Origin of the sequence: Nostocoides japonicum T1-X7 (assembly GCF_001046855.1) — a bacterium.
GTDB lineage: Bacteria > Actinomycetota > Actinomycetes > Actinomycetales > Dermatophilaceae > Nostocoides > Nostocoides japonicum.
In genome coordinates, this window is record NZ_HF570958.1 from 2,386,162 (window position 1) to 2,396,640 (window position 10,479).

At 72.2% G+C, this 10,479-nt stretch carries 6 protein-coding genes; 3 read left to right on the forward strand and 3 right to left on the reverse strand.

Annotation, left to right across the window (positions count from 1 at the left end):
• Positions 1-1,538: FtsK/SpoIIIE domain-containing protein (locus tag BN12_RS10645; protein ID WP_048552334.1), on the forward strand; the 1,538-nt coding region annotated here is incomplete at its 5' end.
• Positions 1,539-1,570: 32 nt separating this feature from the next.
• On the opposite strand, the gene BN12_RS10650 is transcribed toward BN12_RS10645, so the two are convergent.
• Entirely contained in the window at positions 1,571-2,029 is a 459-nt protein-coding gene (locus tag BN12_RS10650; protein WP_235432372.1) for a hypothetical protein, read from the reverse strand.
• A gap of 265 nt (positions 2,030-2,294) precedes the next feature.
• Between BN12_RS10650 and BN12_RS10655 the strand changes: the two genes are divergently transcribed.
• Positions 2,295-2,543, forward strand: a complete 249-nt coding sequence (locus BN12_RS10655) for a WhiB family transcriptional regulator (RefSeq protein WP_048552335.1) — start codon at positions 2,295-2,297, stop codon at positions 2,541-2,543.
• 797 nt (positions 2,544-3,340) lie between these two features.
• Here BN12_RS10655 and BN12_RS10660 read toward each other — a convergent pair.
• Together BN12_RS10660 and BN12_RS10665 are read right to left on the reverse strand one after the other, a co-directional pair.
• On the reverse strand, positions 3,341-4,819 hold the full coding sequence (locus tag BN12_RS10660; protein WP_048552337.1) for a sensor histidine kinase: 1,479 nt from the start codon (positions 4,817-4,819) through the stop codon (positions 3,341-3,343).
• 166 nt (positions 4,820-4,985) lie between these two features.
• On the reverse strand, positions 4,986-9,929 hold the full coding sequence (locus tag BN12_RS10665; protein ID WP_048552341.1) for an NAD-glutamate dehydrogenase: 4,944 nt from the start codon (positions 9,927-9,929) through the stop codon (positions 4,986-4,988).
• A 212-nt stretch (positions 9,930-10,141) separates the two neighbouring features.
• On the opposite strand from BN12_RS10665, the gene BN12_RS10670 reads away from it, so the two are divergent.
• A complete protein-coding gene (locus BN12_RS10670) occupies positions 10,142-10,432 on the forward strand; it encodes a hypothetical protein (RefSeq protein ID WP_048552343.1) in 291 nt (96 codons plus the stop codon).
• Positions 10,433-10,479 lie beyond the last annotated feature (47 nt).

A 10,479-nucleotide genomic window follows, 5' to 3' on the forward strand; every position in this document is an offset into this window, starting at 1 on the left:
CAGCCGCGGCGGCGCCGTGGCTGCCACCGCTGCCCGCCGCGCTCCCGGTCGCCGGATTGCCGCGGCGCGCCGATGCCGTCGCCATCGGGCTCATCGACGACCCTGCCCGACAGGTCCAGTCCGTCTGGTCGTGGTCACCCGCCGAGTGCGCCGTCCTCGGAGTCACCGGCCCACCGGGGTCCGGCCGGTCGACGCTCGTCCGGACGCTCGTGGCCGGGGCCATCGCGCTCGGCCCACCCGTGCCCGTCCAGGTGTATGCCGTCGACGCCGGCCGCTCCCTCACCGCCCTCGAGTCCCTTCCGCAGGTCGGAGCGGTCGTCGATGCCGAGGACCTCTCCCGGTTGCGGAGCCTCCTCACGGGCCTCACCGAGGAGGTGTCCCGCCGGCGACGGCTCCTGACCGCTCGCGGCCTGACCCGCCTCGAGGAATGGCATACGTCCGCGCCCGAGGAGGCGCCGGCCTGGCTGCTTCTCGTCGTCGACGGGTGGGACGCCCTCGCCGACACCGCAGCCGCCGACCACGAGGTGCTCGTCCTCACCGAGCGGCTCCGCGGCCTCCTCGAGGACGGCCGCGCCGTGGGTCTCGGCGCGGTCGTGACGGGTGGCCGTGGCCTGCTCGTCGGCGCGGCCGCCCGGATGTGCACAACGCGAGTCGCCCTGGGTCGGCTCGATCCCGGGGAGGCGAGCCTCGCCGGCCTGCCACGCCGGGACGGCACCGAGCGCCCACCCGGACGCGGGCAGCGCCTGGAGGACGGCCTCGAGGTCCAGGTGGCACACCTGGGCGCCGACCCCTCGGGCGGCGCCCAGACGCAGGCCATCCACGGGCTCGCCGCCGACCTGCCGTCCAGCGACGCCTGTCGCCCGTTCACCGTCGGGCGGCTGCCCGATGTCGTCGCCCTGTCCGAGCTCCCGGCGACGCAGGAGCTCCTCGTCGGCCGCGACGAGAACGGCCTCGCCGTCGGGTTCCGGCCCACGGACGACGGGCGTCGGCTCCTCGTCGCCGGACCGCGCGGGAGCGGGCGCACCACGGCCCTGGCCACCATCGCCGCACGGTGCGCCGCCACCGGCCTGACGACGGTCCTCGTCTCGGCGCGACCCGGGGCGTCTGCCCCCGAGCCGCCCCTCACCAGGCTGGGACCCGACGACGTCGAGCGGCTCGTGTCCACCCACCGTGCCGACCCGCGCCTCGCCGTTCTCGTCGACGACGCCGAGCAGCTCCTCGGCACGACGATGGATGTCGCGCTCACCGAGCTGGCCGCCCGCGTGGAGCGCGACGGCGGACTGCTCGTGTGTGCCGCCGACTCCGCGGTCATCGGGACCCTCTTCCGCGGTGTCGTGGCCGAGGTGGCCAGACCCCGCACCGGCCTGCTCCTCGCCCCGACCGGACCCCTCGACGGTGACGTGTTCGGGCTGCGGCTGCCCCGGGCCCGGGAGCCACACGCCGGGCGCGGACACCTCGTCCTCCGGGGTGCGTCCACGGCTCTCCAGGTGGCCTGCCCCGATCCTCTTCTCACCGGAGTCTCGGCGTCGCGACCGTGAGGGCCACCATCGGGCCGCCGCCCACGAGGTACTCAGGCGCGCGGGCCTCCGTCACCGTGGACTCCGCCGTCGCCGACACCGTCAGGGCCGCCGTCTGCGTCTCCGGCGAGGATGGCGGCCCCGAGTCCGACGATCGCGACCCCTCCCACCGCCAGGGCGACCGGCACGCGCCCCGACTGGACGAGGCCCCAGGTGACGGGAAGCAGGAGGAGGTTCCACACGATGGTCGGAGTCCGGACCCAGGGCGATGATCTCACCCATTGGATGGCGAGGAACCCGAGGGCGACCGCGAAGAGCGCGATGAGCACGGCGCTCATCAGCGCTCGCGTCGTGTCGTCCTGCTCCCCGCGGGCGATCTCCAGGAGATAGAAGCCGCAGAACCCGAGCAGGGCGACCGCCTCCACACCACACACGAGGGCGGCGATCGCCCGGATTCGGCGGGTTCCGCGCGTGATCTGCGACACATCGTCGGGACGTGGGCTCGGGCTCACGTCCGGCAGCCTAGGTGATGGAACAAACCCCGTGCGCGGCCCGTTGACCCCTTGGGTGCGAACCCGGCCGTGGCCGGTCGACGATGACCGGGCGTCTCGTATCCGCCCGTGGGCACTGTGCACCGCGGGGCACCATCTACTAGCATGACCCGCCGGATTGCTGCGCAGGCCTCCGCCCGCCCGCAACGACGCCCCAGACCGACCCCCCGGTCACCGGGCACCACCAGAGCGGGTCTCACGACCCTGCGACAAGGAGCCGATCTTCATGGACTGGCGCGACCGCGCTGCCTGCCTCGACGAGGACCCCGAGCTGTTCTTCCCGATCGGGAACACCGGCCCGGCGATCCTGCAGATCGAGGAGGCCAAGGCCGTGTGCCGCCGGTGCGAGGTCATCGACCAATGCCTCAAGTGGGCATTGGAGACCGGTCAGGACTCCGGGGTCTGGGGTGGGATGTCCGAGGACGAGCGCCGGGCCCTCAAGCGGCGGAACGCCCGCGCCCGGCGAGCCGGCTGAGTCCAGGACGTACCGCTCGCCCCTTCCCGAACCGCCGACGCACAGACCCCCCACCCGACCAAGCGGCCACGGCCACGGCCACGAAAGCGCCTCCGTGCGCCCGTCGAGTTGCCCGCTCGTGCCGAGAAGATGTCGCCCCCAACCATTCCGGGCAGCAACAACTCGGCACGTGCGAGGTTGTCGTGGTCACCAGCCGGTTCCGACCACGACAAGCCCACACCCGCCCCGTCGAGTTGTCGGCACGTGCCGAGAAGATGTCGCCCCTCAGCATCTTGAGCTACCACAACTCGGCACGTGCGAGGTTGTCGTGGTCGCCAGCCGCGCACGGGCACGGCTGAGATCCTTCTGGGGAAGCTGACCAGAGTCCTGGCTCATATCAGCTTCCCCACAAGGGCTTCGACCCCTTAGGTGCTCGGCACCCGCCAGCCCCGATTGCCGCGACCGACGACCAGATGGCCGACACCGTATGCGCGCGGGGTTGTCATGGTCGCCAAGCGAGTTCCGACCACGACAAGCCCACACCTGCCCCCGTCGACATCCGCACGTGCCGAGAAGATGTCGCCCTCGCGCATCCTGAGCAGCAACAACTCGGCACGTGCGAGGTTGACGTGGGCCTGGCGGGGAGCCGGTAAGCCCGGCGGGAAGGGGTGGGCGCGGCGGGAGGGGTGGGCGCGCCCGGGAGCGGGTGAGCCCAGCAGGTTCGGGTGGGTCGGGCTGGAACGGCTGGACGGTCGGGTCTTGCGGGAGAGAGCGGGCGCTGGACGGTCGGGTCTTCCGGGAGAGCGGGCGCTGGACGGTCAGGTCTTCCGGGAGAGCGGGCGCAGCCTCGCCATGAAGTGGACGGTCGCGCCGTGGGGAGCCGCGTTCGCCCAGGTGATCGTCCCTCGCAGGTCCGCGATGAGCGACTGAACGATCTGGCTCCCCAGCCCCGACCCCGGGCGGAAGCCTTCCGGAAGACCGCGACCGGTGTCGGTGATCCGAACCTCGAGGACGTCCTCCGCGGCAACGGTGTACCGGTCGGCGTGGATGGTGATCCACCCCTCCCGATCGCCGAGACCGTGCTCGGCGGCGTTCTGGACGAGCTCGGAGATGACCATGGCGAGCGTCGTCGCGTCCTCGGCGCGCATGAGACCGAAGGACCCCGAGACGGCGCTGTCGATCCGGTGCTCCCCCGTCGCGACCTCGACGACGGCGCGCAGACCCTTGACGGCGATGTCGTCGAAGTTCACGTCGTCGGCGATGGCCTCGCTGAGGGTCTCGTGGACGAGGGCGATCGTCCCGACCCGCCGGACGGCCTCATCGAGGGCGGCACGTCCCTCCGGCTCCCGGAGGCGGCGGGCCTGGAGCCGGAGGACGGCGGCGACGGTCTGCAGGTTGTTCTTGACCCGGTGGTGGATCTCGCGGATCGTCGCGTCCTTGGTCAGCAGCTCCTGCTCCCGCCGACGGAGCTCGGACACGTCCCGCAGCAGCAGGAGCGCGCCGAAGCGCTGCCGCGACCGGATGAGCGGGATGGCGCGCATGGTGACTGTCGCCCCCCGGGACGTGACCTCCGAGCGCCACGGAGCCCGGCCGGTCACGACGAGTGCGAGGGTCTCGTCGACGGGTGACTCGCTGTGCTGGACGAGGTCGGTGACGATCCGCGCGAGGTTGCGGTCGAGGACCGCCTCGTGATGCCCGAGGCGGTGGAGCGCGCTGATGGCGTTGGGACTGGCATACCGGACCAACCCACCCTCGTCGAGGCGCACGACGCCGTCCCCGACCCGCGGCGCGCCGCGGCGCAGACCCGTCGGTGCCGATGCGCTCGGGAAGTCCCCGGCGGCGATCATCGTGACGAGGTCGTCGGCGAGCGAGCGGTAGGTGTCCTCCATTCGGCTCGGGTCGCGGCGGATCGTCACCGGCGTGTGCCGGGTCATGACCGCGATCGGTATGCCGTCCCGCACGACGGGGATCGCCTCCTCGACGACGTCGATGCCTCCGCGCACGATCGGCCCGCCCATGCCGATGATCCGTCCGGTGCGGTATGCCTCCCCCACCTTCGGGTTCCGCTCCGACTGGAGCACGGTCGTCACGATGTCGTCGTAGAAGACCATCTGGCCCGTGTTCGGCCGGACATGCGCGACGACGAGCCAGTCCTCCTCATGAGGGACGAGGAGGACGAGGTCGGCGAAGGACAGGTCGGACACGAGCTGCCAGTCGCCGATGAGGAGGTGGAGCCAGTCCGTCTGCGCGCTGCTGAGCGACGAGACGCCCCGCAGATGCGTGTTGAGCGGGCTCACGCGGTGCAGCCTAGCCCGCCCGACCGGAGAGCCGGGGCCGGACTCCCGGCCCCGGATCACGCCGGCGACCGGGCCGCAGAACCCGGGACGTCCCGCCCAGGCGGTCGGGACCGGGTCGCCGAGCCAGCGCCAGGACTCCCGCCCGCATCGCGGCCGCGGAGCGGGCTCAGGCGGAGGCCGCCCCCGATCCCGAACCGGACCGGACGACGCCCCGCAGGGTGCGCAGCGCGACGGACAGGGCGGCGAGGTTCGGCGACTCCAGGCGGGTGATGCCGGCGAGGGAGCGCCTCGCGCGGTCGAGGGACTCCGAGTTGGCCTTGGCCCAGACCTCGAAGCGGGCCTCGGGCCCGGCTTCGCGCTGCGCGGTGGAGACGTCGATGACCGACCTCGTCAACGCCTCGAGGACGGCGTAGAGGTCGTCGCGCGCCGCCCCGCGCGCGAGCGCGTCCCACTGGTCGGCGCGGGGCAGCGCCGTGACCCGGTGGAGCATCGCGTCGATCGCGAACCTCTCGGAGAGGACGAAGTACAGCGAGGCGACGTCCTCGGGGGTCTCGCCCGTGTCCGTCGCGATGTCGACGACGTCGAGGAGCGCGTAGGCGTCCAGGAGCGAGGCGGTGCGGACCGCGAGCTCCGCGGGGATGCCCTGCCGCTCGAACTCCTTGCTGCGGCGCTCGAGCCGCGTGCGCTCGTCCCCCTGGAGCAGCTCGGGGATCCTCGCACCGAGCTCGGCGACGACCGACTGGAAGAGGCCGATCTCCGCCGCGATGTCCAGCTGCGTGGGCCGGGCGGTGAGGAACCAGCGGATCGACCGGTCGAGCAGTCGCCGGAACTCCAGGTAGAGCCGGGTCTGGGCGGACGTCGTCACGACGTTGTCGAGCGCCTCGACCTGCGCCACGAAGGAGGACAGGTCGAAGATCTCCCGGCAGACGACGTATGCCCTCGCGACCTGCTCGGCCGTCGCACCGGTCTCCTCGATGGCCCGGAAGGCGAAGGTGATGCCGCCGCGGTTGACGATGGAGTTCGCGACGGCGTTGGTGACGATCTCCCGGCGCAGCGGGTGTCGCAGCAGGTCCTCGCCGTAGCGCTCGCGGATGGCCGGCGGGAAGTAGCTCATGAGGGTCTCGCGGAACCACGGGTCGTCGGGCAGCTCGCCCGGGAGGAGGTCCTCCTTGAGCGCGAGCTTGGTGTAGGCGACGAGGACCGAGAACTCCGGCGACTTCAGGCCGAGCCCGTCGCGCGAACGACGCATGAGGTCGGCGTCGCTCGGGAGGAACTCCAGCTCGCGGTCGAGGTCGCCCCGCTCCTCGAGCCAGTGCATGAGCCGCTGGTGGACGCTGAGCATCTGGTGCTCCTGGGCCCGGGCGTTGCCGAGGAGGACGTTCTGCTCGTAGTTGTCCCGCAGGACGTCCTCCGCGACGTCGTCGGTCATCGACGCGAGGAGCTCGTTGCGGGCGTCGAGGTCGAGGTCCCCGCGGCGGACGACCTCCCCGAACGGGATCTTGATGTTCACCTCGTGGTCGGAGGTGTCGACACCGGCGGAGTTGTCGATCGCGTCGGTGTTGACCCTGACCTCCCCCAGAGCCGCCTCGATCCGGCCGAGCTGGGTGAGGCCGAGGTTGCCGCCCTCGCCGACCACCTTGCAGCGCAAGGCGTTCCCGTCGACCCGGATGGCGTCGTTGGCACGGTCGCCGACCGAGCCGTTGTCCTCGGTCGAGGCCTTGACGTAGGTGCCGATGCCGCCGTTCCACAGCAGGTCGACCGGCGCGAGGAGCACGCCGCGCATGAGCTCGGCCGGCGTCATCGACCTCGTCCCGTCGGGCAGGCCGAGGGCCTTGGCCATCTGGGGCGAGATGGGGATGCTCTTCAGGGTCCGCGGGAAGACCCCGCCGCCCTCGCTGATGAGCGAGGTGTCGTAGTCGGCCCACGAGGACCGCGGGAGGTCGAAGAGCCGCCGGCGCTCGGCATACGAGCTCGCCGCCTCGGGGTCGGGGTCGATGAAGATGTGCCGGTGGTCGAAGGCGGCGACGAGCCGGATGTGCTCCGACAGGAGCATGCCGTTGCCGAAGACGTCGCCGCTCATGTCCCCGATCCCGACGACGGTGAAGTCCTCGGCCTGGGTGTCGATGTCCATCTCGCGGAAGTGGCGCTTGACCGACTCCCACGCGCCACGGGCGGTGATGCCCATCGCCTTGTGGTCGTAGCCGGCCGAGCCGCCGGAGGCGAAGGCGTCGTCGAGCCAGAACCCGTAGGAGGCCGCGACCTCGTTCGCGATGTCGGAGAAGGTCGCCGTGCCCTTGTCGGCCGCGACGACGAGGTAGGGGTCGTCGCCGTCGTGCCGCACGACGTTCGCCGGTGGGACGGCCCGCCCCTCGACGCGGTTGTCGGTGATGTCGAGCAGCGCGCTGATGAACATGCGGTATGCGGCGACGCCCTCCTCCATCCACGCCGCCCGGTCGACGGCCGGGTCGGGCAGCTGCTTGGCGAAGAAGCCGCCCTTGGAGCCGGTCGGCACGATGACGGCGTTCTTCACCATCTGCGCCTTGACGAGGCCGAGGATCTCGGTCCGGAAGTCCTCCCGCCGGTCGCTCCAGCGCAGGCCGCCACGGGCGACCGGGCCGAACCGGAGGTGGACGCCCTCGACACGCGGGCTGTAGACCCAGATCTCGAACTGGGGCCGCGGCTCGGGCAGGTCGGGGATGGCCCGCGGCCGCACCTTGAGCGCGACGTACGGCTTCGGCCCGCCGTCGTCGGCGGGCTGGTAGAAGTTCGTCCGCAGCCCGGCCCGGATGACGGCGAGGAACGCGCGGATCATCCGGTCCTGGTCGAGCGAGCCGACCTCGTCCAGCGCCGCCTGGATCTGCCCCGCGACCTCCTCGGCGTCCTCCTCGCGGCGGGCGGCGGCCGCGTCGCCGTCCTCCTCCGTGGCATACCGGCTCGGGTCGAAGCGCGTCTCGAACAGCTCGACGAGCATCCGGGCGATGTCGGCGTTCGCGATGAGGGCGGACTCCAGGTAGTCCTGGCTGAACGTCGACCGCGTCTGGCGCAGGTACTTCGCGACGGTCCGCAGGATGACGACCTGACGCCACGTGAGACCGGCCCCGAGGACGAGGGCGTTGAAGCCGTCGGACTCCGCCCGGCCCTGCCAGACGGCCGCGAAGGCCGACTCGAACAGGTCGCGCATCTCCTCGTGGGGCAGCTGGGCCCACAGCTCCTCCGAGGCGACCCGCAGCCCGAAGTCGTAGATGTGCAGCGACATCCCGTCCGAGCGGGTCACCTCGAAGGGCCGCTCGTCGACGACCTCGACCCCCATGTCGGTGAACCGGGGCAGGACGTCGGTCAGTGAGATCGGCCCGCGGCGGAAGAGCTTGAAGCGGCGCATCCCGTCGGGGCTGTCGCCCTTGTAGAGCACCATGTCGGTGCGGTCGGGGTCTGCGTCGGGGGCGCCGACCCGCTCGAGGTGGGTGATGTCGGCGAGGGTCGCTGCCATGCCGAAGCGCTGCTCGTATGCCGTGGGGAAGGCCTTGCCGTACCGCAGCCGCAGCCGTGCGCCCTCGTCCTCGTCGTGGGCGTCCCGGGCCGCCGCGTGGAGCTTCTCCTCCCACGTCCGCGCCGCGTCGACGAGACGCTCCTCGAGCCGGTCGCGCTCGGCGGGGCTCAGCTCGGGGATCGGGACGCCGTGCGGCATCCGGACGACGAAGTGCAGCCGCGCGAGGGCGCTCTCGGAGACGCGCGTCGTGTACTCGACGGACTCGCCGTCGAAGGTCCGCCGCAGGAGGTCGGCGATCCGGAGCCGGACCGCGGTGTTGTAGTGGTCGCGCGGCAGGTAGACGACGCACGACACGAACCGGCCGAACTCGTCGTCGCGGAGGAACAGCGCCGTCGTGCGGCGGTCCTGCAGGGGCAGCACCGCGGTCGCGACGTCGAAGAGGTGGTCCTCGCTCGCCTGGAGCAGCTCGTCGCGGGGGTAGTCCTCGAGGACCTCGAGGAGGTCCTTGCCGGAGTGGCTGTCCGAGGTGAAGCCGGACCGGTCGAGGATCGAGCGGACCTTGTCGCGGACGATGGGTACCTTGACGACGGACTCGGTGTAGGCCGTCGCCGTGAAGAGACCGAGGAAGCGGTGCTCGCCGACGACCTCGCCGCTCGCGTCGAACCGCTTGATGCTCACGTAGTCGAGGTGGACCGGGCGGTGGACGGTCGAGCGGGCGTTGGCCTTGGTGATGATGAGCGGCCGGTGCTCGTGGGCCTTGCGGCTCGCCTTGTCGCTGAGCACGGCCGTCTGCCGGCCCATCGCGGGATCCCACCGGAGGATGCCGAGGCCGGTGCCCTGGTCGGCGCTGATCGCCTCGCCCCGCTCGCCCGGGGAGAGGCTGTAGTCCCGGTATCCGAGGAAGGTGAAGTGGTTGTCGGCCATCCACCGGAGGAAGTTGACCGCCTGGGCCACCTCCCGCGGGTCGAGGTCGGCGTTGGCGCCGTCCTCGATCTCGTCGGCGATGTCGAGACACCGCCGCCGCATCCGCTGCCAGTCCTCGACGCCGACGCGGACGTCGGCGAGGACCTGTCGCAGCCGCCCCTCGAGCGCGGCTGCTCCCTCGTCGTCGAGAGGGTCGATCTCCATCGTGATCCACGACTCGCGCAGCTGGCCGTAGGGGCGGTCCCAGTCGCCGCCCTCCGGTTGCGGATCGAGGACCTCCTCGAGCGCACCGGCCGCGTCGCGACGCACCTCGACGAGCGGGTGGATGACGAGGTGGACCGCGGCCCCCCCGCTCTCGTTCCCCCGGCTGATGGCGCCCGCGACGGAGTCGACGAGGAACGGCATGTCGTCCGTGACGACCTGGACGACCGAGTGGCTGCTCGTCCATCCGTCGGTGCCGAGCGTCGGCCGGAACACGCGCACGCCGGCCGTCGCCTCGGCGCGCTCCCTCGCGAGCCGGAGGTGGTCGTCGAGGATGCCGGCGAGGACCTCGGGCGGCTTGGCGCACAGGTCCTCGCTCGCGACGTGACGGTAGTAGTGCCGCAGGAGTCGCGCGGCCTGCTCACCTCCCTCCGTCTCCGCGATGCGGGTGGCGGCTTCGATGAGCTGCCGACGACGGGACGCCATGGGGTCTGGCATGACCGGATTCGATCCTCACCTGGGTGGTTGATGGCCGACGCGGGACACCGAGGGAACGGCACTGTGCCCTCACCCCCGAGGGTAGCGGCTCACGCGGGGGTGCCCGCCCGCACCCCACGACACCGCGCTCCGACGCCTCGCCCACGACCGGGACGCGGCCACCGGCTGTGGACAACCGCCGGCCGGGGCGCCGGGCTGGCTAGGGTTGTCCGGTGGTTTCCCGCTCGGTCGACCCCGACACCATCGCGGCCGTCGTCCGGGCCCTCGACCCGCTCCGCGAGCGCGTGGCCGACGCGGACGACGACCTCATCGCCCTCGTGCCGGATCCCGGGGACCCGGCGACCCGCATCGTCGTCGACGGCTTCGTCGACGCCGCACTGGACGCGTGCCGGGCCGTCGGCGAGGAGGCCCGGATGGAGGCGCTCGCGCTCCGCAACGCCGCCCTCGCCCTCGCCGACGCCGATGCGGACGCCGCGCGCCGGATCCGCGAGCGAGCGCGATGACCCCGGTCGGTGACGTCGCGTCGTGCGCGGCGGCCGGGGCGACGCTC